The organism is Bradyrhizobium sp. 25ACV, from assembly GCF_054863005.1.
This window is the reverse complement of sequence record NZ_JAVAYO010000006.1, coordinates 128,497-153,973: the sequence shown is the minus strand read 5'-3', so window position 1 is coordinate 153,973 and position 25,477 is coordinate 128,497. Positions and strand designations below refer to the sequence as shown.

Genomic DNA, 25,477 nt, shown 5'->3' with positions numbered 1-25,477 from the left:
CCTGAGGCGGGGCTCGACCCCCCGCGCGATGCATGGCTCGTGCCTGCCTTGCCTGTGGATAGGCTGCTCGGAGCGGCTGCGGGCTTGATGGGTGGGGATGCGGCCGACCAGCGGCAATCGTCGTTTTAATGTGGATTTTGCCGCGCCGCGGCCTACATAAAGTGGGCCCTCCCAAACAGCAGACGCCACGGCCGCGGGCCCAAACTGCCCTTGCTGGCCTTGGCGATCTGCTCCATACCAGCGCGGGGTGATTCCGGGATTTTCACCGTTCTGGGGGCGGCAAAGGGCCTAAAAAGAGCGTGTCTTGCGCCCATTGGTGCACTGCGCTAAGGCTCAGAATAATTCCAAATCGGACGAATCCGTGGCTGTCCCGAGGCTGCGGGAAAAAGGGCTCGCCATGAGCGGCATTCTGCAGAACTATCTTCCACTCGTCGTCTTTATAGGGGTAGCGGGCCTCATTGGCCTTGTGCTGCTGATCGCGCCCTTCGTCGTGGCGTTCCAGCAGCCGGACCCGGAAAAGCTGTCGGCGTATGAGTGCGGTTTCAACGCCTTCGACGACGCGCGCATGAAGTTCGACGTCCGCTTCTATCTGGTCGCCATTCTCTTCATCATCTTCGATCTCGAGGTGGCGTTCCTGTTTCCCTGGGCGGTGGCGTTCGGCAAGCTTGGCGCGACCGGCTTCTGGTCCATGGTGGTGTTCCTCGCCGTGCTGACGGTCGGGTTCGCCTATGAATGGAAGAAGGGAGCACTCGAATGGGATTGAACCCCGTGTCGTCCACAGGTCCGGCTATCGCGCCGGCCCCCAAGGGCATCCTGGATCCATCGACCGGCCGGCCGGTCGGGGCCAATGATCCGTTCTTCCTCGAGGTCAATTCCGAGCTGTCCGACAAGGGCTTCTTCGTGGCCGCGACCGACGACCTCATCACCTGGGCCCGTACCGGCTCCTTGATGTGGATGACCTTCGGTCTCGCCTGCTGCGCGGTCGAGATGATGCAGGTGTCGATGCCGCGCTACGACGTCGAGCGCTTCGGCTTCGCGCCGCGTGCCTCGCCGCGCCAGTCCGACGTGATGATCGTCGCAGGCACCCTGACCAACAAGATGGCCCCGGCTTTGCGCAAGGTCTACGACCAGATGCCCGAGCCGCGCTACGTCATCTCGATGGGCTCCTGCGCCAACGGCGGCGGCTATTATCACTATTCCTACTCGGTCGTGCGCGGCTGCGACCGCATCGTGCCGATCGACATCTACGTGCCGGGCTGCCCGCCCACGGCGGAAGCGCTGCTTTACGGCGTGCTGCTGCTGCAGAAGAAGATCCGGCGCACCGGCACCATCGAACGCTAAGGTTTTACGTCATGGACGACGCCAAGCTCGACGCACTGGGGCAGACGATCGTTAGCGCGCTTCCGGGCGCCGCCATCGGTCATTCGGTGGCCTTCAACCAGCTCACGGTTGATGTCGAGGCCAGCAAGATCGTCGAGGTGGTCAAGTACCTCCGCGACGATCCGAACTGCCGCTTCATCAACTTCACCGATATCACGGCCGCGGACTATCCCTCGCGCGAGAAGCGCTTCGACGTGATCTATCACTTCCTGTCACCGACCCTGAACGCGCGGATCCGGCTCAAGGCGCAGGCCGACGAGACCACCCAGGTGCCGTCGCTGATCGAATTGTTCCCCGGCGCCGACTGGTTCGAGCGCGAGGCCTACGACCTCTACGGCGTGTTCTTCGTCGGCCATCCCGACATGCGCCGCATCCTCACCGATTACGGGTTCGAGGGCCATCCGCTGCGCAAGGACTTCCCGACCACGGGTTTCGTCGAGGTCCGCTACGACGACCAGGAGAAGCGGGTGGTGTACGAGCCCGTCCGGCTCAACCAGGAATTCCGCAAGTTCGACTTTTTGTCTCCGTGGGAAGGGGCGGACTATCCGGTCCTTCCGGGAGATGAGAAAGCGGGACCGAAGGTCTGATCATGAACGAGCAACCTGAAAATCTCCGCAACTTCACCATCAATTTTGGCCCGCAGCATCCGGCGGCGCACGGCGTGCTGCGTCTGGTGCTGGAGCTGGACGGCGAAGTCGTCGCCCGCGTCGATCCGCATATCGGCCTGCTTCATCGCGGCACCGAGAAGCTGATCGAGCAGAAGACCTATCTCCAGGCGATCCCTTATTTCGACCGCCTCGACTACGTCGCGCCGATGAACCAGGAGCACGCCTTCTGCATGGCGGCTGAAAAGCTGCTCGGCATCGAGGTGCCGCGCCGCGGCCAGCTCATTCGCGTGCTCTATTGCGAGATCGGCCGCATCCTGTCGCATCTGCTCAACGTCACCACACAGGCGATGGACGTCGGCGCGCTGACCCCGCCGCTGTGGGGCTTCGAAGAGCGCGAGAAGCTGATGGTGTTCTACGAGCGCGCCTCGGGCAGCCGTATGCATGCGGCTTACTTCCGCGTCGGCGGCGTGCATCAGGACCTGCCACAGAAGCTGGTCGACGACATCGAGGCCTGGTGCGATCCGTTCCTGAAGGTCGTGGACGACCTCGACCGCCTGCTGACCGCCAACCGCATCTTCAAGCAGCGCAACGTCGATATCGGTGTGGTGCCCCTGAAGGAAGCCTGGGAGTGGGGCTTCTCGGGCGTGATGGTGCGCGGCTCGGGCGCGGCCTGGGACCTGCGCAAGTCGCAGCCCTATGAATGCTATGCCGAGATGGATTTCGACATTCCGATCGGCAAGAACGGCGACTGCTACGACCGCTACCTGATCCGCATGGAAGAGATGCGGCAGTCCATCCGCATCATGAAGCAGTGCATCCAGAAGCTGAACGCGCCCGACGGGAAGGGCCCCGTCGTCGTCGCCGACAACAAGGTCGCGCCGCCGCGCCGTGGCGAGATGAAGCGCTCGATGGAAGCCTTGATCCACCACTTCAAGCTCTACACCGAGGGCGTCCACGTGCCGGCCGGTGAAGTCTATGCCGCGGTCGAGGCGCCCAAGGGCGAGTTTGGCGTCTATCTGATCTCCGACGGCACCAACAAGCCCTACAAGTGCAAGATCCGCGCGCCGGGCTTTGCGCATCTGCAGGCGATGGACCACATCTGCCGCGGCCATCTGCTCGCCGACGTCTCGGCCATTCTCGGCTCGCTCGACATCGTGTTCGGAGAGGTCGATCGGTGATGGGCCAGCAGGCGCCAATTCAGTTTGACCGCGCCTCGGGGGCCCTTGAAGGGGCCAACCTGTGGGAGCGGACGGCTGCCTTGGCGCTGGTGACGGGATCGAAGATCTCGTCGCACTTCTCGCATATGGGCTACATCGCCTGCGCGAATTTGCTGCGGAAGACGCTGCCCGAGCGCAACATCGCGATCAGGCTCAACCCGGACGCCGTGTTCGAATTCCCTTACGGCGACGGCTATTGGAGCAAGCTGCTCAACCGCTCCTACAATTACGAAGACGAGCTCGAGCTGCTGTTCGCCGATTCCGTCGATGTCGACTACACGCTGCTCGATTGCGGTGCCAATTACGGCTATTGGTCGGTGCTGGTGTCGAGCAAGCCGTTCGGCTCGCACAAGGCGATCGCGATCGAGCCGTCGGGGCAGAACTACCCGAAGCTCGCCAACAACGCCCGCGTCAACGGCAATCGCTTCGAGACCATGAAATGCGCGATCGGCGCCACCCGCGGCACCGCGCGCCTCTCAGGTACCAAGCACGAAGCCTTCAGCATCGCCGGCGATCCCTCCGCGGGCGGTGAGGACGTGCCGGTCATCGCTCTCGACAATCTGATCGAGGACGGCAAGGTGGCAAGCGCCGGCAAATACCTGATCAAGCTCGACGTCGAGGGCGTTGAGATCGAGGCGATCAAGGGCGGCGCGCGTCTGCTCCAGGCCGACAGCGTCATCATGTGCGAGGAGCACGGCAGCGACCGCTCTCATGCGGTGTCGCGCTTCATCCTCGAGCAGACCCCGCTGAAGCTGATCGTGTTCGATCCGCGCAGCAACCGGATGGAGACCGTGACCGAGCTGTCGATCCTCGACCGCATCAAGGTCTCGACCCACGTCGGCTACAACGTTTTCGGCACCGCAAGCGCGTTCTGGCAGGACAGGATCGATGCCCTGAATGCCAAGATCTTGAACGCCAAGTCAGCGCGCCGCATGCAGTGAGAGATTGAAGAGATGTCCGTTCGCCGATTAGCACCGAAGGAAGTCCAGCCCGCGAGCTTTGCGTTCACGGAGGAGAACCTCGCATTCGCCAAGCAGCAGATCGCGAAATATCCGGCGGGACGTCAGGCCTCCGCCGTCATCGCCATCCTCTGGCGTGCCCAGGAGCAGCACGACGGCTGGGTCTCGGAAGCCGCGATCCGCGTCATCGCCGATATGCTCGACATGCCCTATATCCGCGTGCTTGAGGTCGCGACCTTCTACACGATGTTCCAGCTCGCCCCCGTCGGCAAGAAGGCCCACGTCCAGGTCTGCGGCACCACGCCGTGCCGCCTGCGCGGCGCCGAGGATCTGATCCACGTCTGCGAGCACCGCATCCATCACGAGCCCTTCCATCTCTCCAAGGACGGCAATTTCAGCTGGGAGGAGGTCGAGTGCCTCGGCGCCTGCGTGAACGCGCCGATGGTGCTGATCGGCAAGGACACCTATGAGGACCTGACCAAGGAAAGCTTCGGCAAGGTGCTCGACGGTTTCGCTTCGGGCAATCCGCCCAAACCCGGTCCGCAGAACGGCCGCCAGTTCTCGGCGCCGATCACCGGGCCGACCACGCTGAAGGAGAGCACCTGATGGGTGATCTCTCGCAGCCTTCCGTGCAGGGGAGCGGTGCCATGAAAAAGTGGGGCTTCATCGCGTTGCACGCCGCCGTGGCGGCCGCTTTCATTTTCCTGCTGCAGCGTTTCAGCCTGAACGCGTCGCTGGAATCCAGTCTGCTCTGGGCGCTGACCTTTGCCGTCTGCGCCGCCGGACTTGCCTACAAGCAGACCATTCGTTGATCGGAAAGCACTGATATGCTCGAGGACAAGGACCGCATCTTCAAGAACCTCTACGGCCTCCACGATTGGGGGCTCGAGGGTGCGCGGCGCCGCGGCGCCTGGGATGGCACCAAGAACATCATCGACAAGGGCCGCGACTGGATCATCAACGAGATGAAGGCGTCGGGCCTGCGCGGCCGCGGCGGCGCCGGCTTCCCGACCGGTCTGAAATGGTCGTTCATGCCGAAGGAATCGACCGACGGCCGGCCGAGCTATCTCGTCGTCAACGCCGACGAATCCGAGCCCGGCACCTGCAAGGATCGCGAGATCATGCGGCACGATCCGCATCTCCTGATCGAGGGCTGCCTGATCGCGAGCTGCGCGATGAACGCGCATGCCTGCTACATCTATGTCCGCGGCGAGTTCATCCGCGAGCGCGAGCATCTTCAGGCCGCGATTGACCAGGCCTATGAGGCCAAGCTGGTCGGCAAGGACAACGTCAACGGCTGGCCGTTCGACATCTACGTCGCCCACGGCGCCGGCGCTTACATCTGCGGCGAGGAAACCGCGCTGCTCGAAAGCCTCGAAGGCAAGAAGGGCCAGCCGCGGCTGAAGCCGCCGTTCCCGGCCAATGTCGGCCTGTTCGGCTGCCCGACCACCGTCAACAACGTCGAATCCATCGCGGTCGCGCCCGACATCCTGCGCCGCGGCGCGGCCTGGTTCGCCGGCATCGGCCGTCCGAACAATGTCGGCACGAAACTGTTCTGCATCTCCGGCCATGTCGAGCGGCCCTGCAACGTCGAAGAGGCCATGGGCATTCCGTTCCGTGAGCTGATCGACAAGCATTGCGGCGGCATCCGCGGCGGCTGGGACAACCTCAAGGCCGTGATCCCCGGCGGCTCGTCGGTGCGCATGGTGCCGGCCGAGCAGATCATCGACACGCCGATGGATTTCGACAGTCTGAGCAAGCTGCGCTCGGGCCTCGGCACCGCGGCCGTGATCGTGATGGACAAGTCCACCGATCTGATCCGCGCCATCGCCCGCATCTCCTATTTCTACAAGCATGAGAGCTGCGGCCAGTGCACGCCGTGCCGCGAGGGCACAGGCTGGATGTGGCGCGTGCTCACCCGCATGGCCGAAGGCCGCGCCCACAAGCGCGAGATCGACATGCTGCTCGAGGTGACGAAGCAGGTCGAAGGCCACACCATCTGCGCGCTCGGCGATGCTGCGGCATGGCCGATCCAGGGCCTGATCGCGCATTTCCGTCACGAGATCGAAGCGCGCATCGACCAGTATTCGCACAAGGCCGACATCGACGATGCCGGCGTCCGCGATCCCGTGAACATGGTCGCGGCGGAGTGATCGCGATGTCGCAACCGAGCGTTTTCTGGTGGCAGAAATTCGGCACGCTGGCGCAGATGGCGCAGGCGGCCGTGGCGCTGCTCGGCTTTGTTGCGATCCTGATCCAGATCAACGAGATCCGCGCCAACAACCGTGCCGCGAGCGCGCGCCAGGCGTACCTCGGCTATACGGACCTGGCGTTCCAGAATCCGAAATTCTCGCAAGCCGACTACGAAGCGATCAAGGCCGGCAACCGCGAGGAGCGGATCCAGTACGAAAGCTTCGTGTCGTATTTTCTCTATGCCTGCGAGGAGGCGATCTCTGCTTTTGCCGACAAGCGGGAATGGCAGGCCTCCTGCGATTACGAGCTGAAGCCGCATCTGCCGTTCCTGTGCGAGAAGAACGCGGCGCAGCCGGCCTATCTCGCCACCTACGGCGCCGAGACTCAGCAATGGATCAAGGCGTCACTGAAGACCGCCAGCGTTACACCGCCAGACTGCAAGCTGGGAAAGACCTGAGACCGCAATGACCAAACTCATCATCGACGGCAAAGAGATCGATGTACCCGCGGAATACACGCTGCTGCAGGCGTGCGAGGCCGCGGGCGCTGAAATTCCGCGCTTCTGCTATCACGAGCGGCTGTCGATCGCCGGCAATTGCCGGATGTGCCTCGTCGAGGTGAAGGGCGGCCCGAAGCCGGTCGCGAGCTGCGCCTGGGGCGTGCGCGACTGCCGTCCGGGCCCCAAGGGCGAGCCGCCGGAGATCTCCACCCGTTCGCCGATGGTGAAGAAGGCACGCGAAGGCGTGATGGAGTTCCTTCTGATCAACCACCCGCTGGACTGCCCGATCTGCGACCAGGGCGGCGAGTGCGATCTGCAGGACCAGGCGATGGGCTATGGTGTCGACACCAGCCGCTTCGCCGAGAACAAGCGCGCGGTCGAGGACAAATATCTCGGCGCGCTGGTCAAGACCTCGATGAACCGCTGCATCCAGTGCACGCGCTGCGTCCGCTTCTCGGCGGAAGTCGCCGGCGCGCCCGAGATGGGCGCCACCGGCCGTGGCGAGGACATGGAGATCACGACCTATCTCCAGCACGCGCTGACCTCGGAGCTTCAAGGCAATCTCGTCGACATCTGCCCGGTCGGCGCGCTGACCTCGAAGCCTTATGCCTTCGCCGCGCGCCCGTGGGAGCTCGGCAAGACCCAGTCGATCGACGTGATGGACGGCGTCGGATCTGCGATCCGCGTCGACACCCGCGGCCGCGAGGTTATGCGCGTGCTGCCACGCATCAACGAGGCCGTGAACGAGGAGTGGATCTCCGACAAGACCCGCCACGTCGTCGACGGCCTGCGCACCCAGCGCCTGGACCGGCCCTACATCCGCGAAGCCGGCAAGCTGCGCGCGGCGAGCTGGACCGAAGCCTTTGCTGCGATCGCCGCAAAGGCGGCGCGCACCGACGGCAAGCGCATCGGCGCGATCGCCGGCGATCTCGCCGGTGTCGAGGAGATGTTCGCGCTGAAGGATCTGCTCGCCAAGTTCGGCTCGACCAATCTGGCGGTGCAGGGCGGCGACGCCTTCGACCCCGCGCTCGGCCGCGGCTCCTACATCTTCAACCCGACGCTGGTGGGTATGGAGCAGGCGGATGCGCTGCTCATCATCGGCGCCAATCCGCGGAAAGAGGCGGCCGTGTTCAACGCCCGCATCCGCAAGTGCTGGCGTGCCGGCGGCTTCAAGGTCGGCGTGATCGGTGCCAAGGTCGATCTGACCTACGACTACGATCACCTCGGCGCGGGCACCGAGACGCTCGGTGAGCTCGCGGCCGGCAAGCACTCCTTCATGGACGTGCTGAAGAGCGCCAAGAATCCGATCATCCTGGTCGGCGCGGGCGCGGCCTCGCGTCACGACGGCGCCGCCATTCTCGCGAGCGCCGCCAAGCTCGCGCTCGATGTCGGTGCGGTCAAGGATGGCTGGAACGGCTTTGGCGTGCTGCACGAGAGCGCTTCGCGTGTCGGCGCGCTCGATATCGGCTTCTCCGCCACCGGCGGAGGCCTGAACGCCGCGCAGATGACGACGTTCGGCACTCTGGACTTGCTGTTCCTGTTAGGGGCCGACGAGATCAACGCGCCGGATGGTACCTTCGTCGTCTATATCGGCACCCATGGCGACCGCGGCGCGCATCGCGCCGACGTGATCCTGCCGGCGGCCGCCTATACCGAGAAGTCCGCGATCTACGTCAACACCGAAGGCCGCGTGCAGATGACGGGCCGCGCCGCGTTCCCGCCGGGCGAAGCCCGCGAGGACTGGGCGATCGTCCGCGCGCTGTCGGAGGCACTCGGCAAGAAGCTCGGCTATGACTCGCTTGCCGCCCTGCGCCAGGCGATCTTCAAGGCCGTGCCGCACCTGATCCGCCTCGACCAGATCGAGGCCGGCTCGGCCGACCAGATCAAGAAGCTGGCGGGGAAGGGCGGTTCGCCCGAGAAGGCGCCGTTCAAGCCGCTGGTCGAGGACTTCTATTTGACCAACCCAATCGCGCGTGCGTCCGCCGTGATGGCGGAATGCTCGCGCCTCGCCTCCGGGCACATGCTGACCGCAGCGGAGTGAGCGTGATCTGATGGAATTCTTCGAAAGCGCATTCTGGACCGGGTTCCTCTGGCCGCTGATCATCATGGTCGCGGAGAGCGTCTTGGTGCTCGTCGTCCTGCTCGTGGCGATCGCCTACATCCTGCTCGCTGATCGCAAGATCTGGGCGGCGGTGCAGATCCGGCGCGGCCCGAACGTGGTCGGGCCCTGGGGCCTGCTGCAATCCTTCGCGGACCTTCTGAAGTTCGTGCTGAAGGAGCCGATCATTCCGGCCGGCGCCAACAAGGGCGTGTTCCTGCTGGCGCCGCTGGTCTCGTGCGTGCTCGCGCTCGCGGCCTGGGCGGTGATCCCGACCAATCTCGGCTGGGTGATCTCCGACATCAATGTCGGCATCCTCTTCATCTTCGCGATCTCGTCGCTGTCGATCTACGGCATCATCATGGCCGGCTGGTCGTCGAACTCGAAGTACCCGTTCCTGGCCGCGCTGCGCTCGGCGGCGCAGATGGTGTCGTATGAAGTCTCGATCGGCTTCGTCATCATCACGGTGCTGCTCTGCGCCGGCACGCTGAACCTGTCGGCCGTTGTCGAGGCCCAGCATGTCCGCGGGCTCGCCAGCCTGATTGGCTTGCCGCAGCTGACGATCCTGAACTGGTACGTCTGGCCGCTGTTCCCGATGTTCGTGATCTTCTACGTCTCGGCGCTGGCGGAAACCAACCGTCCGCCCTTCGACCTCGTGGAAGCCGAATCCGAGCTCGTCGCCGGCTTCATGGTCGAATACGGCTCGACCCCGTATCTGCTGTTCATGCTCGGCGAGTACGTCGCGATCGTCACGATGTGCGCGATGGCAACGATCCTGTTCCTCGGAGGCTGGCTGCCGCCGGTCGATCTGCCACCCTTCAACTGGGTGCCGGGGATCATCTGGTTCTCGCTCAAAGTCTTCTTCATGTTCTTCCTGTTCGCGATGGCAAAGGCGATCGTGCCGCGCTACCGCTACGACCAACTGATGCGGCTCGGCTGGAAGGTGTTCCTGCCGCTGTCGCTGGCGATGGTGGTCGTGGTGGCTGGCGTGCTGCACTTCGCCGGCATCGCGCCGAAGTGAGGGCCGTCATGGGTATCAACATCAACGCCACTGCACGCTCGCTTCTGCTGTCAGAATTCGTCTCGGCGTTCTTCCTCGCCATGCGCTATTTCTTCCAGCCGAAGCCGACCCTGAACTATCCGTTCGAGAAGGGCCCGATCTCGCCGCGCTTCCGCGGCGAGCATGCGCTGCGCCGCTATCCCAACGGCGAAGAGCGCTGCATCGCCTGCAAGCTCTGCGAGGCGGTCTGCCCGGCGCAGGCCATCACCATCGAGGCCGGCCCGCGCCGCAACGACGGCACCCGCCGCACCGTGCGCTATGACATCGACATGGTGAAGTGCATCTATTGCGGCCTCTGCCAGGAGGCCTGTCCGGTCGACGCCATCGTCGAAGGTCCGAACTTCGAGTTCGCGACCGAGACCCGCGAGGAACTGTTCTATGACAAGGCCAAGCTGCTCGCCAACGGCGACCGCTGGGAACGCGAGATCGCGAAAGCGATCGAGCTCGACGCGCCGTACCGGTGAGGTGAGGGCATGATCCTTCCCGCGCTGTTCTTCTATCTCTTCGCCGGCGTCTGTGTCGCCTCGGCCGTGATGGTGATTGTCTCGCGCAATCCCGTGCACTCCGTGCTGTACCTGATCCTGGCCTTCGTCAACGCCTCCGGCCTGTTCGTGCTGATGGGCGCCGAGTTCCTGGCGATGATCCTGATCGTCGTCTATGTCGGCGCGGTCGCGGTGCTGTTCCTGTTCGTGATCATGATGCTCGACGTGGACTTCACCGAGCTGCGCGAGGGCTTCATCGAGTACCTGCCGGTCGGCCTCGTGATCGGCGGCATCTTCCTGTTCGAGCTGCTGCTCACCGTCGGCTTCTGGGTCATCAACCCCGGCGTCGCCAAGACGATCACGGCGGCGATCCCGGCAAACGTCTCCAATACCGAGGCGCTCGGGCTCGTCCTCTATACGAAGTACATCCACTACTTCCAGCTCTCGGGCATGGTGCTGCTGGTCGCCATGATCGGCGCCATCGTGCTGACGCTGCGGCACAAGGCGAGCGTGAAGCGGCAGGACATCAACGTTCAGAACGCGCGCACGCCCGACATGGCGATGGCGATGCGCAAGGTGGCGCCGGGGCAGGGGCTCCAGGACTCTGACGCGGCGGAGTGGGTGAAATGACGATCGGGCTCGGACACTATCTGGCGGTCGGCGCGATCCTGTTCACGCTCGGCATCCTCGGCATCTTCCTGAACCGCAAGAACATCATCGTCATCCTGATGTCGATCGAGCTGATCCTGCTCTCGGTCAACATCAACCTCGTCGCGTTCTCGACCTTCCTCGGCGACATCGTCGGCCAGGTCTTCGCGCTTCTGGTGCTGACCGTCGCTGCCGCTGAAGCCGCGATCGGTCTCGCCATCCTGGTGGTCTATTTCCGCAACCGCGGCTCGATCGCGGTTGAGGACGTCAATCTGATGAAGGGCTGAGCTCAGTCATGGTTCAGGCAATTGTCTTTCTGCCTCTGCTGGGCGCCATTCTGGCCGGGCTGATCGCGCTGTTCGGCGCGCATGCGCGCAACCCCTCGGGCGACGAGGTCGAGCATCACGGCGACCACGGTCACGGTGCGCACGCCCATGCGTCCGATACGATCAACGAGGATGCGTCCGTCATCCACGAGAGCCATCACGACGACGCCCACGATGATCACGGCCAAGGTCCGGTCGAGCCGCCGGCGGCAGGCTCGCGCGGCGCCGAGCTGATCACCACCGCGTTGCTGTTCGTCTCGGCCGCGCTGTCCTGGATGACGCTGGTCGATGTCGGCTTCATGCACCACGACGTCAGGGTCCAGCTGCTGCCCTGGATCTTCTCCGGCGATCTTCAGGTCTGGTGGACCTTGCGCGTCGACACGCTCACCGCCGTGATGCTGGTGGTGGTGACGACCGTGTCCTCGCTCGTGCACCTCTATTCCATCGGCTATATGGACGAGGACCCGAACCGGCCGCGCTTCTTCGGCTATCTCAGCCTGTTCACCTTCGCCATGCTGATGCTGGTGACGGCGGACAATTTGGTGCAGCTGTTCTTCGGCTGGGAAGGCGTGGGTCTGGCCAGCTATCTGCTGATCGGCTTCTGGTACCAGAAGCCCTCGGCGAATGCGGCGGCGATCAAGGCCTTCGTGGTCAACCGCGTCGGCGACTTTGGTTTCGCGCTCGGCATCTTCGCGATCTTCATGCTGACCAGCTCGACCGATTTCGAGACGATCTTCCATGCCGCGCCCGGCCTCACCGGCAAGACCATCAACTTCCTCGGCTGGCATGCCGATGCGCTGACCCTGACCTGCCTGTTGCTGTTCATGGGCGCGATGGGCAAGTCGGCGCAGTTCCTGCTGCACACCTGGTTGCCTGACGCGATGGAAGGCCCGACGCCTGTGTCGGCGCTGATCCACGCCGCGACCATGGTCACCGCGGGCGTCTTCATGGTGGCGCGCCTGTCGCCGCTGTTCGAGCTCGCCCCGAATGCGCAGGCCGTCGTGATGTTCTTCGGCGCAACCACCGCGTTCTTCGCCGCGACCATCGGCCTCGTCCAGAACGACATCAAGCGCATCGTCGCCTATTCGACCTGTTCGCAGCTCGGCTACATGTTCGTGGCGATGGGAGCAGGGGCCTATTCGGTCGGCATGTTCCATCTGTTCACGCATGCCTTCTTTAAGGCGCTGCTGTTCTTGGGCTCCGGCTCGGTGATCTACGCGATGCACCACGAGCAGGACATCCGCAACATGGGCGGGCTCTGGAAGAAGATTCCCTACACCTATGCGGTGATGGTGGTCGGCACGCTGGCGCTCACCGGATTCCCGCTCACCGCCGGCTACTTCTCCAAGGACGCGATCATCGAGTCCGCCTACGCCTCGCACATTCCGTTTGCGATGTACGGCTTCCTGATGACGGTCGTCGCCGCCGGCCTGACCTCATTCTACTCCTGGCGCCTGATCTTCAAGACCTTCCACGGCGAGCCGCATGACGAGCATCACTACGAGGCCGCGCATGAGGCTCCGATCTGGATGCTGATCCCGATCGGCGTGCTCGCAGTCGGCTCCATCGTCGCCGGTTTCCCGTTCAAGGAGCTGTTCGCCGGTCACGGCATCGAGGAGTTCTTCCGCGAATCCGTGAAGATGAACCCGCACATCATCGAGGAGATGCACCACATCCCCGAGCACATCGCCTTCCTGCCGACGGTGATGATGGTGCTGGGCTTCCTCGTCTCGTACCTGTTCTACATCCGCCGGCCGTACATCCCAGTGCAGCTCGCTAAAGAGCAGCCGATGCTGTACCAGTTCCTGCTCAACAAATGGTACTTCGACGAGCTCTACGACATCATCTTCGTCCGTCCGGCGAAGTGGATCGGCTATCAGCTCTGGAAGAAGGGTGATGGCTTCATCATCGACGGCCTCGGTCCCGACGGCGTCTCGGCCCGCGTCCTGGACGTCACCCGCAACGTCGTGAAGATCCAGACCGGCTATCTCTATCACTACGCATTCGCCATGCTGATCGGCGCCGCCGGCCTGATCACCTGGTTCATGTTCGGCTTTGGAGGCCAGTAAATGACAACCTGGCCCATCCTATCGGTCACGACGTTCCTGCCGCTGGTCGGCGCGCTGATCGTCTATCTCAGCCGCGGCGATGACGAGGCGGCCAAGCGCAACTCGCGCTGGATCGCGCTCTGGACCACGCTGATCACCTTCGCGGTGTCGGTGATCCTGGTCATGCGGTTCGACCCCAGCAATCCCGACTTCCAGTTCGTCGAGAAGGCGAACTGGCTCGCCACCGGCATCACCTACCACATGGGCGTCGACGGCATCTCGCTGCCGCTGGTGATCCTCACCACCGCCGTGATGCCGTTCTGCATCATCGCGAGCTGGAAGGCGATCACCAACCGCGTCCGCGAATACATGATGGCGTTCCTGATCCTGGAAACGCTGATGATCGGCACCTTCTCGGCGCTCGATCTCGTGCTGTTCTACCTGTTCTTCGAAGGCGGCCTGATCCCGATGTTCCTGATCATCGGCGTCTGGGGCGGTCCGCGCCGGGTCTACGCGTCGTTCAAGTTCTTCCTCTACACGCTGCTCGGCTCGGTCCTGATGCTGCTCGCCATCATGGCGCTGTACTGGAATGGCGGCACCACCGACATTCCGACGCTGATGCACACCGCCGTGCCGCGGTCGCTGCAGACTTGGGCCTGGCTGGCCTTCTTCGCTTCCTTCGCGGTGAAGATGCCGATGTGGCCGGTGCACACCTGGCTCCCCGACGCGCACGTCGAGGCGCCGACGGCCGGCTCCGTGGTCCTCGCCGCGATCCTGCTGAAGATGGGCGGCTACGGCTTCCTGCGCTTCTCGCTGCCGATGTTCCCGCTGGCCTCGCACGACTTCGCGCCGCTGATCTTCACGCTCTCGGCCATCGCCATCATCTACACCTCGCTGGTGGCCCTGATGCAGGAGGACATGAAGAAGCTGATCGCGTACTCCTCGGTCGCTCACATGGGCTTCGTCACCATGGGCATCTTCGCCGGCACCATGCAGGGCGTCGCCGGCGGCGTGTTCCAGATGATCTCGCACGGCATCGTCTCCGGCGCGCTGTTCCTCTGCGTCGGCGTCGTCTACGACCGCCTGCACACCCGCGAGATCGCGGCTTATGGCGGCCTCGTCAACCGGATGCCGCTCTACGCGCTGACCTTCATGATCTTCACCATGGCCAATGTCGGTCTGCCCGGCACCAGCGGCTTCGTCGGCGAGTTCATGACGCTGCTCGGCACCTTCAAGGTCTCGATCCCGACCGCATTCTTCGCCACCTTCGGCGTGATCCTCTCGGCCGGCTACGCGCTGTGGCTCTACCGCAAGGTCGTGTTCGGGGCGCTGGTCAAGCCATCGCTGGCGAGCATGAAGGATCTCACCTTCCGGGAGTGCCTGACGCTGTTCCCGATGATCGCGCTGACGATCCTGTTCGGCGTCTATCCGAAGCCGGTGCTCGACATGTCGGCCGCTTCGGTCCAGCAACTCGTCAACAACTACAACACCGCTGTGACGGCCGTGAAGGCCGCCGCACTGCTCCAGTGATCGGGCAGGTCAGGATATCGCCATGAGCTTTGAGACTGCAGGTTATCAACTGGCGCCGGTGCTGCCCGAGATCGTGCTCGCGATCGGCGCCATGGCTCTGCTGATGCTGGGCGCCTATCGCGGGCAGGGGACGACCGGTGCCGTCACCTCGCTGGCGGTCGTGCTCCTGGTCGTGGTCGGCGTGCTCGAATACATGCTGCCCGCGGGCAAGCAGGTGACCTTCGGCGGCAGCTTCATCGTCGACGACTTCGCCCGCTTCATGAAGATTCTGGCCCTGATCGGCTCGGCGGTGACGCTGGTGTTGTCGACCGAGTTCCTGTCCGACCCCTCGCGCCGCATCTTCGAATACGCCATCCTGGTGCTGCTCTCGACGCTCGGCATGATGGTGCTGATCTCGGCCGGTGACCTGATCTCGCTCTATCTCGGCCTCGAATTGATGTCGCTGGCGCTCTATGTCGTGGCGGCCTCCAACCGCGACAACGCCAAGTCGACCGAAGCCGGCCTGAAGTATTTCGTGCTCGGCGCACTGTCCTCGGGCATGCTGCTCTACGGCGCCTCGCTGATCTACGGCTTCACCGGCACGGTCAGCTTCACCGGTATCGCGGCGGCCGCGACGGTCTCGAATGTCGGCCTCGTGTTCGGTCTGGTCTTCCTGCTCGTCGGCCTCTGCTTCAAGGTTTCGGCCGTGCCGTTCCACATGTGGACGCCCGATGTGTACGAGGGCGCGCCGACCCCGGTCACCGCCTTCTTCGCGTCGGCGCCGAAGGTCGCCGCGCTCGCCGTGTTCACCCGCGTCACGCTCACCGCTTTCCCGGGCATCGTCTCGCAGTGGCAGCAGATCCTGGTGTTCGTGGCGATCGCCTCGATGGCGCTCGGCTCCTTCGCCGCGATCGGCCAGAGCAACATCAAGCGCCTGATGGCCTATTCCTCGATCGGCCACATGGGTTTCGCGCTGGTCGGCCTTGCCTCCGGCACCGTCGAGGGCGCGCAGGGCGTCTTGATGTACATCGTGATCTATGTCGCGATGACGCTGGGCTCGTTCTCGATCATCCTCGCCATGCGCCGCAACGGCCAGGCGGTCGAGCAGATCAGCGATTTCGCCGGCCTGTCGCGGACCAATCCGCTGCTCGCCTTCATGTTCGCGATGCTGCTGTTCTCGCTCGCGGGCATTCCGCCGCTCGCGGGCTTCTTCGCCAAATGGTACGTCTTCGTTGCCGCCATCAAGGCGAACCTGTTCACGCTCGCCGTCGTCGGCGTGCTGACCAGCGTGGTCGGCGCCTACTACTATCTCGCCATCGTCAAGACGATGTATTTCGACGAGCCGGCCGGCCAGATCGATCCGGTGCGCGTCGAGGTGAAGACGGTGCTGGCAGTCTTTGGCCTGTTCAACATCCTGTTCGCGCTGTTCGCAGGTCCCGTGGTGAGCGTCGCCTCCGCCGCGGCAAAGTCGCTGTTCTAGGATGGGTTTCGCGCTCGGTCCTCGCGCAGCATCCGCGGGCTACAGGCTCGCGGCGTTCGAACAGACCGGCTCGACCAATACCGAGGCGATCGCGCAAGCCAGGCGCGGCGAGCGCGGCCCGATGTGGTTCGTCACGTCGGAGCAGACCGCCGGCCGCGGCCGCCGTCAGCGCGCCTGGATCGCACCGCGCGGCAATCTCGCCGCCAGCATCCTCGAAGTCATGGACGTCGCTCCCGCCGTCGCCGCCACGCTCGGCTTTGCCGCGGGCCTCGCCGAGGAGGCCGCGCTGGAGAAGGTCAGCCTCGAAGCCGCGCTCCGCCTCGGACCTGATCGTCCGCGCTACGCCCTGAAATGGCCGAACGACGTTTTGGCCGGTGGCAAGAAGCTCGTCGGCATTGGCCTCGAAGCCGAAGCCATCGGCGACCGCCTGGCCGTCGTCGTCGGCATCGGCACCAATGTCGTCGCAGCGCCCGAGGGCACGCCGACGCCTGCGGTGTCGCTGGCCGCGCTCGGGGTGCAGATCAGTGCGGAGGAGCTGTTCTCGGCGCTCTCGGACGCCTGGGTCGAGTTCCGCGGCATCTGGGACAATGGACGCGGCTTTGCCGAGATCCGCAAGCTGTGGCTGGAGCGCGCCGCCGGGCTCGGCGAGCCGGTCGCAATCCACACGGGAGCGATGACGCTGGAAGGCATTTTTGACACGATCGACGACACCGGCTGCCTGATCGTCGGCACTGCGGAGGGCCGCCGTGTGCCGGTGGCCGCGGGCGAGGTGTTCTTCGGTTCGGCCGCGTCCGTAGGAGCTGCGTGATGGCCAAGCCCGACGAACTGGTGTTTGCGCCGCTCGGCGGCGTAGGCGAGATCGGCATGAACTTGTCGATCTATGGCCTCGGCAACCGCCAGCAGCGCGCGTGGATGGCGGTCGACCTCGGCGTCTCCTTCGGCGACGAAGAGCACCTGCCGGGCATCGACCTGATCATGCCCGACATCAGCTTCCTGGAGAAGGAACGCAAGAACCTGATGGGCCTGGTGCTGACCCACGCCCATGAGGACCATTTCGGCGCCATCATCGATCTCTGGCCGAAGCTGAAATGCCCGATCTACGCGACGCAGTTCAGTGCTGCCCTGTTCGAAGCCAAATGCGCCGCCGAGCGCAACGCGCCGAAGATCCCGGTGACGGTGGTGCCGTCCGGCGGCCGCGTCGATGTCGGCCCGTTCAACGTCGAGTTCATTCCCGTCGCGCATTCGATTCCGGAGGCGCATGCGCTGGCGATCCACACCGAAGCCGGCACAGTGCTGCACACCGGCGACTGGAAGATTGATCCGACCCCGACGCTTGGAGCGCCGACCGACGAGAAGCGGCTGCGCGAGCTCGGCGAGGAAGGCGTACTCGCTCTGATCGGCGATTCCACCAACGCGGTGCGCGATGGCCGCTCGCCGTCCGAGGCCGAGGTCGCCCGGACCATCATCGATTTGGTGAAGGCCGCAAAGGGCCGCGTCGCGGTCACGACCTTCGCCTCCAACGTCGCGCGCATCAAGGCTGTGGCCGCCGCAGCCAAGGCCGCCGACCGCGAGGTCGTCGTGGTCGGCCGCGCCATGGAGCGCGTGGTGCAGGTGGCGCGCGAATGCGGTTATCTCGACGGCGTGCAGAATTTCCGCTCGCCCGAGGTCTACGGCCATCTGCCGCAGGACAAGGTGCTGGCGCTCTGCACCGGCAGCCAGGGCGAGCCGCGCGCAGCGCTGGCCCGCATCGCCAATGACGACCATCCCGAGATCACCCTGAACCGCGGCGATAGCGTCATCTTCTCCTCGCGCACCATCCCGGGCAACGAGAAGGCGGTCGGCTCGATCATCAACAATCTCGTGCTGCAGGGCGTCGAGATCATCACCGATCGCGATCATCTGGTCCACGTCTCCGGCCATCCCCGCCGCGACGAATTGCGCGACATGATTGGCTGGGTGAAGCCGCAGCTCCTGATCCCTGTCCACGGCGAGGCGCTGCACCTGAACGAGCACGCCAAGCTGGCGCGCGCCGCCGGCGTGCCGCGCGTGCTGGTGGTCCGCAATGGCGACCTGATCAAGCTCGGCCCGGGCGATCCCGGCATCATTGGCGAAGTGCCTTCGGGCCGCCTCTACAAGGACGGCACGATCCTGGAGGACTCCAAGTCCCGCGCCGTGGTCGAGCGGCGGCGCATGGCGTTCTCCGGCTGCGCCTTCGTCGCCATCGCCATGACCGAGCAGGGGGAGCTGGCCGACGATCCCGAGGTCGATCTCGTCGGCATCCCCGAGAAGAACAGGGCAGGCGAGCCTTTCGACGACCTCGTCTTCGATGCCGTGGTCTCCACCGTCGAGGGCCTGCCGAAGGCGCGCCGCCGCGACGCCGACGCATTGGGCGAGTCGGTGCGACGTGCTGTCCGGGCCGTGATCAACGAACATTGGGGCAAAAAGCCCCCCTGTCTGGTACACGTACTGACAGTGTAAGGGAGAAGACACATGCTGGGCCGGCTCAACCATGTCGCGATCGCGACCAAGGACGCCGTTAAGGCTGCCAGGATCTATGGCGCCGCGTTCGGCGCCGAGATCTCGGAGGCCGTCGCGCTGCCCGAGCATGGCGTGACCACCGTGTTCGCGACGCTGCCCAACACCAAGATCGAATTCATCGAGCCGCTCGGCGAGACCTCGCCGATCGCAAAATTCCTGGAGCGCAATGCCGACGGCGGCATCCACCACGTCTGCTACGAGGTCGTCGACATCATCGCCTCGCGCGACACGCTGGTGAAGGAGGGCGCGCGGGTGCTCGGCGACGGCGTGCCGAAGATCGGCGCCCATGGCAAGCCGGTGCTGTTCCTGCACCCGAAGGATTTTTCCGGCGCGCTGGTCGAGATCGAGCAGGCATAGGGCCGAACCATGGCCATCCAGATCTCAACCGCGATCGCAATCTACTTCGTCATCTGGTGGGTCGCGCTGTTCCTGACGCTGCCGTTCGGCGTGCGCAGCCAGCACGAGGATGGCGTCGGTGCGCCCGGCACCGACCCCGGCGCGCCGATCCTGACGCGGATGGGCCGCAAGCTGATCTGGACCACCATCATCTCGGCGATCATCTACGGCCTCGGCATGGTCGCCTATCACGCCGGCTATCTCTCGATCGAGCGCCTGTCGAAATTGATGGGAATGCCTTTCTAGACGTTCTTGCTAGACGTTTTTTGCTGACGACATTGTTTGGGGGGAGCGAATGGCTTTTCAGAGGATCGTCATTGCACTTCTGGTGCTGATCGTCGCCGGCATCGGTGCCATCGGCTATTTCGAATGGCGGATGGCCGCGCAGGTGCGCACCCTGAAGGCGTTCGTCGAGGGCTACGTCTTCAACGAGGCCGTGATGGCCTGCGAGCAGGCCAAGAGCTCGACGCCGTTCAAATGGAACGGGGGCAAGAGCACCTCGGTGATCGGCCTGAACTCCGCCAAGCTGGACAAATACACGGTCAGCGCCAGCTACACGCTGGTGGCGGACAGCGTCTATTGTGACTACGATCCGATCAAAAGAAAGGCCGAGATCGGCTCCAGCTTTTTGGAGCGGGAGTAACGATCCGGCGCTGGCAGGCATGAGCGCGCCGCGATCGCGAGTTCGCGCACGCCCGATCAGCCGCTCACGGACGAACTCTAGATCGCTCGGCGTTGTCGGCCTGCGAAGAGCCCGTAGACGAACAGCACGATGATCGCGCCGACGACCGCGCCGATCAGTCCCGCACCTTCTTCGGCACGATACCATCCGAGCGCCTGCCCGAGGTAAGTCGCAACGAAGGCGCCGACGATCCCGAGGATGGTCGTCAGGATGAAGCCGGACGGCTCGTTGTCGCCAGGCATGATGAACTTGGCGATCACGCCGGCGACGAAGCCGATGATGATTGTCCAGAGAAGACCCATTTCCACACCTCTTCCAGGTTAAGCGGCAACAGCTATGCCTCAGGCAGACGTCCATCCGGCGTGTACTTGTCGACCGCCGAGGGCAATTCCCGGGATAGCCTCGTGAGGATCTCGTCTTGCGAGAGTCCCGTCTGCTGTTCGAGCTTCTCCAGCACGTCGGAGCCGATCGCATTCCTCAGCTCAGGCGACGAAATCTCCTTGTTGGGCCCGGGCTTGACCCATGAATCGGCGACTTCACCCTGGCCGTTCTGGTTGAACCGCTCCAGGAGCTCGCTAAGGCCGCCATTGAGCAGACCCCCGATCCCGCCTGAGCCAAGCATGCCGCCCAGATTGCCGAGCGCTCCCCCGGGCGGCTGCTGACCGCCCGCGGATGAGCCGCCGGTCGCACCTTTCAGCAGCTCAGCCAGCTTGTCGCGGTTCTGATAGCCGGCCATGGCCAGCATCGCTAGAAGGGCAGTCATGGAGGGCATCCCGCGGCTCATTGGCAACTCCTCTAAAATCTCAGAAACGCAAAACTGTCTCAGCCCGCTTGTGTTCCAAAAATCGGCAAATCGCGGGCCGCGCGACCGCGGCCCGGCCTGGTCGCCCGACACTAAGGACTTTGCATGCAACTGGTCCCGGCGTGCGCCAGCGACACAGGTGGCGGACCGCCTTGATTGCGTTTACGATCCGGCCAAAAGAATGGCCGGGATCGCCCAAGCTTCCCAGAAGCGGGAGTTGCGACCAGGCCGTGCCAAGCATGGGTGGGATCGTCATGACCGGGGACCGGGCGGGGGACTATCGAATTCTGCATGAAGCTGCGCTGCGGGATTATCTCGCAGGGCTTCCCGATATCGCCGCACTCCTGGGCCGCGAGCCGGCCTCCTGGGAGATCACCGAGGTCGGCGACGGCAATCTCAATCTCGTCTTCATCATCAAGGGCGCAAGCGGCGGCGTCGCCGTCAAACAGGCGCTGCCTTATGTCCGCCTCGTCGGCGAAAGCTGGCCGCTGCCGCTGTCGCGGGCCCATTACGAGTATCTGGCTCTGTCCCGGCAGGCCCAGCTCGCGCCCGGCCTCGTGCCGGCTTTGCTGCATCACAACGAGGCGCTGGCGCTGACGGTGATGGAGCTGCTCGAACCCCACATCATCATGCGCAAGGGGCTGGTTGCGGGAACGCAATATCCAGGCTTCGTCGGTGACATCACCACCTTCATGGCGCGAACGCTGTTCTTCACCTCCGACCTCGCGCTGTCCGCGGCCGAGAAGAAGGAGGGCATCGCCGCGTTCGCCGGCAATCATGCGCTCTGCAAGATCACCGAGGATCTGATCTTCACCGATCCCTACCGCATCGCCGAACAAAATCGCTGGACTGCGCCGTATCTCGATGCGCTCGCGGCCAGCCTGCGTGATGACATGAAGCTGCATGTCGCGATCTCCCGGCTGAAGCTGAAGTTCATGGCAAGCCCCGAGGCGCTGCTCCACGGCGACCTCCACACCGGCTCGATCATGGTGACGGACAACCAGACGCGGGTGATCGATCCGGAATTTGCGTTCTATGGTCCGATGGGGTTCGACGTCGGCGCCGTGCTCGCCAACCTCTTGATGGCCTATTTTGCCTCCGCCGGCCACGAGCGCGCGCCGGGCGGGCGGGCTGCGTTCGAGGCCTGGGTGCTGGAGACGATCGAGCAGGTCTGGAACGAGTTCGCCCGCAAATTCCTCGACCTCTGGCGGGCGGAAGGCACTGGCGATGCCTATCCGGTCTCACTCTTTGCCGGCGCGCAGGGCGCCGCGCGCCTGGAGGCCGAGCGGCAGGTCTACATGCAGCGCCTGTTCGCCGACACGGTCGGCTTCGCGGCCGCAAAGACCATCCGCCGCATCTTCGGCCTTGCCCACAACATCGATTTCGAGCTGATCGAGGACCCGAGGAAGCGCGCCGTCAGCGAAGCCCGCGCGGCGCGGCTCGCACGGGCGATGATGGTGGAGACGGGGACGTTTCGGACGATCTCCGACGTTACGGGTGCTGCGCGAAAACTGCGGGACTGGGTGCCGGAGCTAACGGGTTGAGAGAGTTCATGGCGAGGAGCGCGCCTTCGCGCTCGCAATGACAAAGCCGAGCAACAGGCGCAATTGTTTCATCGTCACCCTGAGGTGCCGGAGCGTAGCGAAGGCCTCGAAGGGCGACAGCCCGGCTGCATCGCGGCCGTTCATCCTTCGAGGCTCAGCAAGCGCTGCGTTCGCATCGCATGCTTCGCACCTCGGGATGACGGTCCGAGACGCTAGCGCGCCCTCAATACATCCGCATCGGTAGCGGCGCGCCTTCGGGGCCGACCAGCAGACCCCAGGTCTCGTTGGCCGCGACTTCGAACTCACGCGTCTGGGCCGCGCTGCCCTTGAGCTTCAGGGTGACCTTGTACTGGCCCGGCGGCAGATCGATCTTCTGGCTATCAGGCAACTCATCCGCGGCGGCGTCAAAATCGATCAGTTCCTCTCCGGCGTGAGCCGCCAGTCTGATGGTTCGCTCGTTGACGGTGATGTCGGCCGCTTTATCCGTCTTGTTGCCGAGCAACAACATCACTTGTCCCGGCGCCGGCCGGATTTTGGCCGTGGCGGCCAACGGCTTGCGCCGCGCAAGGTCGGCGATCGTTGTGTTGTCCTGACGGACAAGCCGGAGCAGCGCCGGCCCATCGGACGTCGTGAAGGCGACGACGGCCCTGTCTGGCTCGACGACCGCACCGTCGTTCTCGGTCCAGCCGCGCTTTTCGAGTGCAGCGCGATAGAAGCCGAGCACGGCCTCGAGACCGAGCGGCGTCTCGACGTGAGCCGACCTCATGAAGGGCGAATTCTTCGCGGTCATCAGGGTCCAACGGTCGACCAGCGGCAGGCCCATGTCGTCGGACATTTTGGCCTCGAATGTGCGGCTCGTGGCTTGTGTCAGTAGCCCGACAGTGTCGCAGAGCAGGCGCTCGCCAAGATAGTCCGGGGCGCAACGGTCCCTGGTCGCCCACCATGTATCGTCGACAAATCCGTTTGACCGCTTGGTGTGGGACCAATTGATTCGAATGTTTTTCGTCGGGCCGTCGCGGGCAGGGTCCGGCGTGACGGGGATCGCCATCGCCGCTGTCGCGGCGACCAGACTGCCGGCGAGCAGGATACCTAGCGTTCGGCGGGGCATTTTTTGCGCGATCCTTGTTTTCCAAGATCCCTGGGGCTCGGATAACGATCCTGAGCTTGGTCGCGTCGATCACGAAAAATGTTCACTATCCCTGGTCGCCCGATGACGCACCGCGTCAATCGACGGCTTGCATTGCCGGGCGGATGCAACCTTATTTCCAGGTCCTCCATCGAAGAGCCGCCGTCCGGAACTGACATTGGTCTCCATCAAAAACGAAGCTTGCATTCGACGGGCTGCGAATGATCAAATCCCTGATCGGAATACCTGCGTTGGTGGGGGACACATGATGTTCAGGATGATGGCGATCGTCGCGGGCTTGGGACTGGCGCTCGCCGGATCTGCGGAGGCCCAGACGCCGCGCAAGGGCGGAACCATCCGCATGACGGCGCCCTATGGCTCGAGTTTCACGAGCCTCGACATTCACACCACGCAGCGCGCCCAGGACGAGATTTACGCCAAGGCCCTGCACCGCTCGCTCTACATCTGGAATTCCGCGGAAGGAAAGCCGGTCCTGGAGCTTGCCAAGGAGGACGTCGTATCTGGCGGCGGCCTCGTTCACACCTTCAAGCTGCGCGACGACGCCTATTTCCACAATGGCCGCAAGATGACGGCCGACGATGTCATCTGGTCCTATACCCGCATCATGGACGGTAGCAAGGCCTATCCCGGCGCCCGGTATGTCCGCGTGATCGAGGGCGCGGCTGCGGTCGAGAAGGGACAGGCCAAGGAGATCTCCGGGCTGAAGAAGATCGACGACTTCACCGTCGAGATGAAGCTGACCGAGAAGGTCGATCCCGGCTTCTACTTCTTCACCGCGCTGACCTCGATCTATCCCGCCGACGAGGGTGCCAAGGAGAGTTTTATTCAGAAGCCGATCGGTCTCGGGCCCTTCAAATTCGTCGAGCACGTACCGGGATCGCGCATCGTTCTGGAGCGGTGGGACCGGTTCTACAAGCCCGGCAAGCCCTACGCCGACAAGATCGTCGTGTCGATCATGGGCGAGGCCGCGACGCGCGATGTCGCTTTCCGCAACAAGGAGGTCGACACCTCGGTGCTCGGACCCGCGCAATATGTGGCCTACCAGTCCGACGCCAACCTCAAGGGCACCATCGTCGAGGTCGCCGAGGTCTTCACCCGCTACATGGGGATGAATCCGTCATTCAAGCCGTTCGCCGACAAGCGCGTGAGACAGGCGATCAACTACGCGATCGACACCGACCTGATCATCAACAAGCTGGTCAAGGGCAAGGCCTATCGCGCCACCAGCTGGCTGCCGCTGACCTCGCCCGCCTACGACAAGGCGATGAAGCCGTACGCTTACGATCCCGCCAAGGCCAAGCAGCTGCTTAACGAGGCCGGCTATCCCAACGGCTTCGAGTTTGAATGGACCACCAGCCAGAACGAGAGCTGGGGCTTGCCGATCGTCTCGGCCGTGATTCCGATGCTGGACAAGGTCGGCATCAAGGCGAAGGTCAAGCAGGTCGAGACCGCGGTGCTGGCGGAGGTGGTTCGCACCGGCGACTACCAGGCCTTCATCTATTCCCAGGCGAGCGGCCCCGATCCGCAGGCGGCCCTCAAATGCTTCCACTCGTCGACGCCGCAGCCAGCCTGCAACTACATGATCTTCAAGAACGCCGATTTCGACAAGATCGTCGACGAGGCCGGGCAGGCCGACGACCCAGCAAAGCGCGCCCAGCTGCTGCAAAAGGCCAATGCGCTGCTCTATGAGGAGGCACCGGTCTGGTTCTTCAACTACAACAAGGCGGTCATGGCCGTGCAGCCGTGGCTCAAGGGGATTCAGCTCAACGCGACGGAGCTGACCCATCAGAACGTCGAAGACCTCTGGGTCGACGAGACCTCGCCCGCGAAGTGACATGCGCTCTCGCGCTCCCTCCGTCGC

General features: G+C 64.1%; 27 protein-coding genes. 24 read left to right on the top strand and 3 right to left on the bottom strand.

What is annotated here, in order from left to right; translation table 11 throughout:
• Positions 1–397 precede the first annotated feature (397 nt).
• From RAD04_RS15850 to RAD04_RS15745, 22 genes are read left to right on the top strand one after another with little or no spacing between them, the layout of a single operon-like run.
• Positions 398–763, top strand: coding sequence for an NADH-quinone oxidoreductase subunit A (locus tag RAD04_RS15850; RefSeq protein WP_018320139.1), 366 nt, complete (start codon positions 398–400; stop codon positions 761–763).
• Positions 754–1,341 (top strand): NuoB/complex I 20 kDa subunit family protein, encoded by a 588-nt coding sequence (locus RAD04_RS15845; RefSeq protein WP_026202310.1) that lies wholly within the window; start codon positions 754–756, stop codon positions 1,339–1,341. The genes RAD04_RS15850 and RAD04_RS15845 overlap by 10 nt, the downstream gene beginning before the upstream one ends.
• An 11-nt stretch (positions 1,342–1,352) precedes the next feature.
• Entirely contained in the window at positions 1,353–1,967 is a 615-nt protein-coding gene (locus RAD04_RS15840) for an NADH-quinone oxidoreductase subunit C (protein WP_104462902.1), read from the top strand.
• Between the two features lie 2 nt (positions 1,968–1,969).
• Positions 1,970–3,166, top strand: a complete 1,197-nt coding sequence (locus tag RAD04_RS15835; RefSeq protein WP_018320142.1) for an NADH-quinone oxidoreductase subunit D — start codon at positions 1,970–1,972, stop codon at positions 3,164–3,166.
• Positions 3,166–4,146, top strand: a complete 981-nt coding sequence (locus RAD04_RS15830; RefSeq protein ID WP_461624730.1) for an FkbM family methyltransferase — start codon at positions 3,166–3,168, stop codon at positions 4,144–4,146. The genes RAD04_RS15835 and RAD04_RS15830 overlap by 1 nt, the downstream gene beginning before the upstream one ends.
• 12 nt (positions 4,147–4,158) lie before the next feature.
• Positions 4,159–4,770, top strand: a complete 612-nt coding sequence (gene nuoE, locus RAD04_RS15825) for an NADH-quinone oxidoreductase subunit NuoE (protein WP_018320144.1) — start codon at positions 4,159–4,161, stop codon at positions 4,768–4,770.
• Positions 4,770–4,976: a hypothetical protein gene (locus RAD04_RS15820; RefSeq protein WP_091965293.1), complete on the top strand. Its 207-nt coding sequence runs from the start codon at positions 4,770–4,772 to the stop codon at positions 4,974–4,976. The genes nuoE and RAD04_RS15820 overlap by 1 nt, the downstream gene beginning before the upstream one ends.
• Before the next feature lie 15 nt (positions 4,977–4,991).
• Positions 4,992–6,317 carry an NADH-quinone oxidoreductase subunit NuoF gene (gene nuoF, locus RAD04_RS15815; protein WP_212335989.1) on the top strand — a complete coding sequence of 442 codons (1,326 nt, stop codon included), beginning with the start codon at positions 4,992–4,994 and terminating at the stop codon, positions 6,315–6,317.
• A gap of 5 nt (positions 6,318–6,322) precedes the next feature.
• A complete protein-coding gene (locus RAD04_RS15810; protein WP_461624504.1) occupies positions 6,323–6,814 on the top strand; it encodes a hypothetical protein in 492 nt (163 codons plus the stop codon).
• Positions 6,815–6,821: 7 nt separating this feature from the next.
• Positions 6,822–8,897 carry an NADH-quinone oxidoreductase subunit NuoG gene (gene nuoG / locus RAD04_RS15805; protein ID WP_461624503.1) on the top strand — a complete coding sequence of 692 codons (2,076 nt, stop codon included), beginning with the start codon at positions 6,822–6,824 and terminating at the stop codon, positions 8,895–8,897.
• A 10-nt stretch (positions 8,898–8,907) separates the two neighbouring features.
• Positions 8,908–9,975, top strand: a complete 1,068-nt coding sequence (nuoH, locus tag RAD04_RS15800) for an NADH-quinone oxidoreductase subunit NuoH (protein WP_038948735.1) — start codon at positions 8,908–8,910, stop codon at positions 9,973–9,975.
• 14 nt (positions 9,976–9,989) lie between these two features.
• Entirely contained in the window at positions 9,990–10,478 is a 489-nt protein-coding gene (gene nuoI / locus RAD04_RS15795; protein ID WP_026232873.1) for an NADH-quinone oxidoreductase subunit NuoI, read from the top strand.
• A 9-nt stretch (positions 10,479–10,487) separates the two neighbouring features.
• Positions 10,488–11,126 carry an NADH-quinone oxidoreductase subunit J gene (locus tag RAD04_RS15790; protein ID WP_018320150.1) on the top strand — a complete coding sequence of 213 codons (639 nt, stop codon included), beginning with the start codon at positions 10,488–10,490 and terminating at the stop codon, positions 11,124–11,126.
• Positions 11,123–11,431 carry an NADH-quinone oxidoreductase subunit NuoK gene (gene nuoK / locus RAD04_RS15785; RefSeq protein ID WP_008547737.1) on the top strand — a complete coding sequence of 103 codons (309 nt, stop codon included), beginning with the start codon at positions 11,123–11,125 and terminating at the stop codon, positions 11,429–11,431. The genes RAD04_RS15790 and nuoK overlap by 4 nt, the downstream gene beginning before the upstream one ends.
• Before the next feature lie 8 nt (positions 11,432–11,439).
• Positions 11,440–13,539 carry an NADH-quinone oxidoreductase subunit L gene (gene nuoL, locus RAD04_RS15780; protein ID WP_461624502.1) on the top strand — a complete coding sequence of 700 codons (2,100 nt, stop codon included), beginning with the start codon at positions 11,440–11,442 and terminating at the stop codon, positions 13,537–13,539.
• Positions 13,540–15,048: an NADH-quinone oxidoreductase subunit M gene (locus RAD04_RS15775; protein WP_461624501.1), complete on the top strand. Its 1,509-nt coding sequence runs from the start codon at positions 13,540–13,542 to the stop codon at positions 15,046–15,048.
• Positions 15,049–15,070: 22 nt separating this feature from the next.
• Positions 15,071–16,507, top strand: coding sequence for an NADH-quinone oxidoreductase subunit NuoN (gene nuoN, locus RAD04_RS15770; protein ID WP_461624500.1), 1,437 nt, complete (start codon positions 15,071–15,073; stop codon positions 16,505–16,507).
• Position 16,508: 1 nt separating this feature from the next.
• Positions 16,509–17,315 carry a biotin--[acetyl-CoA-carboxylase] ligase gene (locus RAD04_RS15765; RefSeq protein WP_461624499.1) on the top strand — a complete coding sequence of 269 codons (807 nt, stop codon included), beginning with the start codon at positions 16,509–16,511 and terminating at the stop codon, positions 17,313–17,315.
• Positions 17,315–18,985 (top strand): ribonuclease J, encoded by a 1,671-nt coding sequence (locus RAD04_RS15760; protein WP_461624498.1) that lies wholly within the window; start codon positions 17,315–17,317, stop codon positions 18,983–18,985. The genes RAD04_RS15765 and RAD04_RS15760 overlap by 1 nt, the downstream gene beginning before the upstream one ends.
• A 12-nt stretch (positions 18,986–18,997) precedes the next feature.
• Positions 18,998–19,402 (top strand): methylmalonyl-CoA epimerase, encoded by a 405-nt coding sequence (gene mce / locus RAD04_RS15755; RefSeq protein WP_461620265.1) that lies wholly within the window; start codon positions 18,998–19,000, stop codon positions 19,400–19,402.
• A gap of 9 nt (positions 19,403–19,411) precedes the next feature.
• The gene (locus RAD04_RS15750) at positions 19,412–19,687 is read left to right on the top strand and encodes a DUF1467 family protein (RefSeq protein WP_018320157.1); all 276 of its coding nucleotides are present in this window, start codon (positions 19,412–19,414) and stop codon (positions 19,685–19,687) included.
• Between the two features lie 49 nt (positions 19,688–19,736).
• On the top strand, positions 19,737–20,084 hold the full coding sequence (locus tag RAD04_RS15745) for a hypothetical protein (protein WP_212250858.1): 348 nt from the start codon (positions 19,737–19,739) through the stop codon (positions 20,082–20,084).
• 77 nt (positions 20,085–20,161) lie between these two features.
• Here RAD04_RS15745 and RAD04_RS15740 read toward each other — a convergent pair whose 3' ends face one another.
• Both RAD04_RS15740 and RAD04_RS15735 read right to left on the bottom strand, forming a co-directional pair.
• Positions 20,162–20,425, bottom strand: coding sequence for a GlsB/YeaQ/YmgE family stress response membrane protein (locus RAD04_RS15740; protein WP_018320158.1), 264 nt, complete (start codon positions 20,423–20,425; stop codon positions 20,162–20,164).
• Positions 20,426–20,457: 32 nt separating this feature from the next.
• Positions 20,458–20,907, bottom strand: coding sequence for a YidB family protein (locus tag RAD04_RS15735; protein ID WP_461624497.1), 450 nt, complete (start codon positions 20,905–20,907; stop codon positions 20,458–20,460).
• A 272-nt stretch (positions 20,908–21,179) separates the two neighbouring features.
• Between RAD04_RS15735 and mtnK the strand changes: the two genes are divergently transcribed.
• Positions 21,180–22,469, top strand: coding sequence for an S-methyl-5-thioribose kinase (mtnK, locus tag RAD04_RS15730; RefSeq protein ID WP_461624496.1), 1,290 nt, complete (start codon positions 21,180–21,182; stop codon positions 22,467–22,469).
• A 223-nt stretch (positions 22,470–22,692) separates the two neighbouring features.
• On the opposite strand, the gene RAD04_RS15725 is transcribed toward mtnK, so the two are convergent.
• Positions 22,693–23,577: a hypothetical protein gene (locus RAD04_RS15725; protein ID WP_461624495.1), complete on the bottom strand. Its 885-nt coding sequence runs from the start codon at positions 23,575–23,577 to the stop codon at positions 22,693–22,695.
• 283 nt (positions 23,578–23,860) lie between these two features.
• Here RAD04_RS15725 and RAD04_RS15720 point away from each other — a divergent pair, with 283 nt between their 5' ends.
• On the top strand, positions 23,861–25,450 hold the full coding sequence (locus RAD04_RS15720; RefSeq protein WP_461624494.1) for an ABC transporter substrate-binding protein: 1,590 nt from the start codon (positions 23,861–23,863) through the stop codon (positions 25,448–25,450).
• Positions 25,451–25,477: the final 27 nt, after the last annotated feature.

Coding starts and splice junctions, on each gene's coding strand:
- RAD04_RS15720 (WP_461624494.1), top strand. CDS start 23,861: ATGATGTTCAGGATGATGGCGATCGTCGCGGGCTTGGGACTGGCGCTC.
- nuoG (WP_461624503.1), top strand. CDS start 6,822: ATGACCAAACTCATCATCGACGGCAAAGAGATCGATGTACCCGCGGAA.
- nuoK (WP_008547737.1), top strand. CDS start 11,123: ATGACGATCGGGCTCGGACACTATCTGGCGGTCGGCGCGATCCTGTTC.
- nuoL (WP_461624502.1), top strand. CDS start 11,440: ATGGTTCAGGCAATTGTCTTTCTGCCTCTGCTGGGCGCCATTCTGGCC.
- RAD04_RS15740 (WP_018320158.1), bottom strand. CDS start 20,425: ATGGGTCTTCTCTGGACAATCATCATCGGCTTCGTCGCCGGCGTGATC.
- RAD04_RS15760 (WP_461624498.1), top strand. CDS start 17,315: ATGGCCAAGCCCGACGAACTGGTGTTTGCGCCGCTCGGCGGCGTAGGC.
- nuoH (WP_038948735.1), top strand. CDS start 8,908: ATGGAATTCTTCGAAAGCGCATTCTGGACCGGGTTCCTCTGGCCGCTG.
- RAD04_RS15830 (WP_461624730.1), top strand. CDS start 3,166: ATGGGCCAGCAGGCGCCAATTCAGTTTGACCGCGCCTCGGGGGCCCTT.
- RAD04_RS15835 (WP_018320142.1), top strand. CDS start 1,970: ATGAACGAGCAACCTGAAAATCTCCGCAACTTCACCATCAATTTTGGC.
- mtnK (WP_461624496.1), top strand. CDS start 21,180: ATGACCGGGGACCGGGCGGGGGACTATCGAATTCTGCATGAAGCTGCG.
- RAD04_RS15735 (WP_461624497.1), bottom strand. CDS start 20,907: ATGAGCCGCGGGATGCCCTCCATGACTGCCCTTCTAGCGATGCTGGCC.
- RAD04_RS15775 (WP_461624501.1), top strand. CDS start 13,540: ATGACAACCTGGCCCATCCTATCGGTCACGACGTTCCTGCCGCTGGTC.
- nuoF (WP_212335989.1), top strand. CDS start 4,992: ATGCTCGAGGACAAGGACCGCATCTTCAAGAACCTCTACGGCCTCCAC.
- RAD04_RS15840 (WP_104462902.1), top strand. CDS start 1,353: ATGGACGACGCCAAGCTCGACGCACTGGGGCAGACGATCGTTAGCGCG.
- RAD04_RS15810 (WP_461624504.1), top strand. CDS start 6,323: ATGTCGCAACCGAGCGTTTTCTGGTGGCAGAAATTCGGCACGCTGGCG.
- nuoE (WP_018320144.1), top strand. CDS start 4,159: ATGTCCGTTCGCCGATTAGCACCGAAGGAAGTCCAGCCCGCGAGCTTT.
- mce (WP_461620265.1), top strand. CDS start 18,998: ATGCTGGGCCGGCTCAACCATGTCGCGATCGCGACCAAGGACGCCGTT.
- RAD04_RS15745 (WP_212250858.1), top strand. CDS start 19,737: ATGGCTTTTCAGAGGATCGTCATTGCACTTCTGGTGCTGATCGTCGCC.
- nuoN (WP_461624500.1), top strand. CDS start 15,071: ATGAGCTTTGAGACTGCAGGTTATCAACTGGCGCCGGTGCTGCCCGAG.
- RAD04_RS15725 (WP_461624495.1), bottom strand. CDS start 23,577: ATGCCCCGCCGAACGCTAGGTATCCTGCTCGCCGGCAGTCTGGTCGCC.
- RAD04_RS15790 (WP_018320150.1), top strand. CDS start 10,488: ATGATCCTTCCCGCGCTGTTCTTCTATCTCTTCGCCGGCGTCTGTGTC.
- RAD04_RS15765 (WP_461624499.1), top strand. CDS start 16,509: ATGGGTTTCGCGCTCGGTCCTCGCGCAGCATCCGCGGGCTACAGGCTC.
- RAD04_RS15845 (WP_026202310.1), top strand. CDS start 754: ATGGGATTGAACCCCGTGTCGTCCACAGGTCCGGCTATCGCGCCGGCC.
- RAD04_RS15750 (WP_018320157.1), top strand. CDS start 19,412: ATGGCCATCCAGATCTCAACCGCGATCGCAATCTACTTCGTCATCTGG.
- RAD04_RS15820 (WP_091965293.1), top strand. CDS start 4,770: ATGGGTGATCTCTCGCAGCCTTCCGTGCAGGGGAGCGGTGCCATGAAA.
- RAD04_RS15850 (WP_018320139.1), top strand. CDS start 398: ATGAGCGGCATTCTGCAGAACTATCTTCCACTCGTCGTCTTTATAGGG.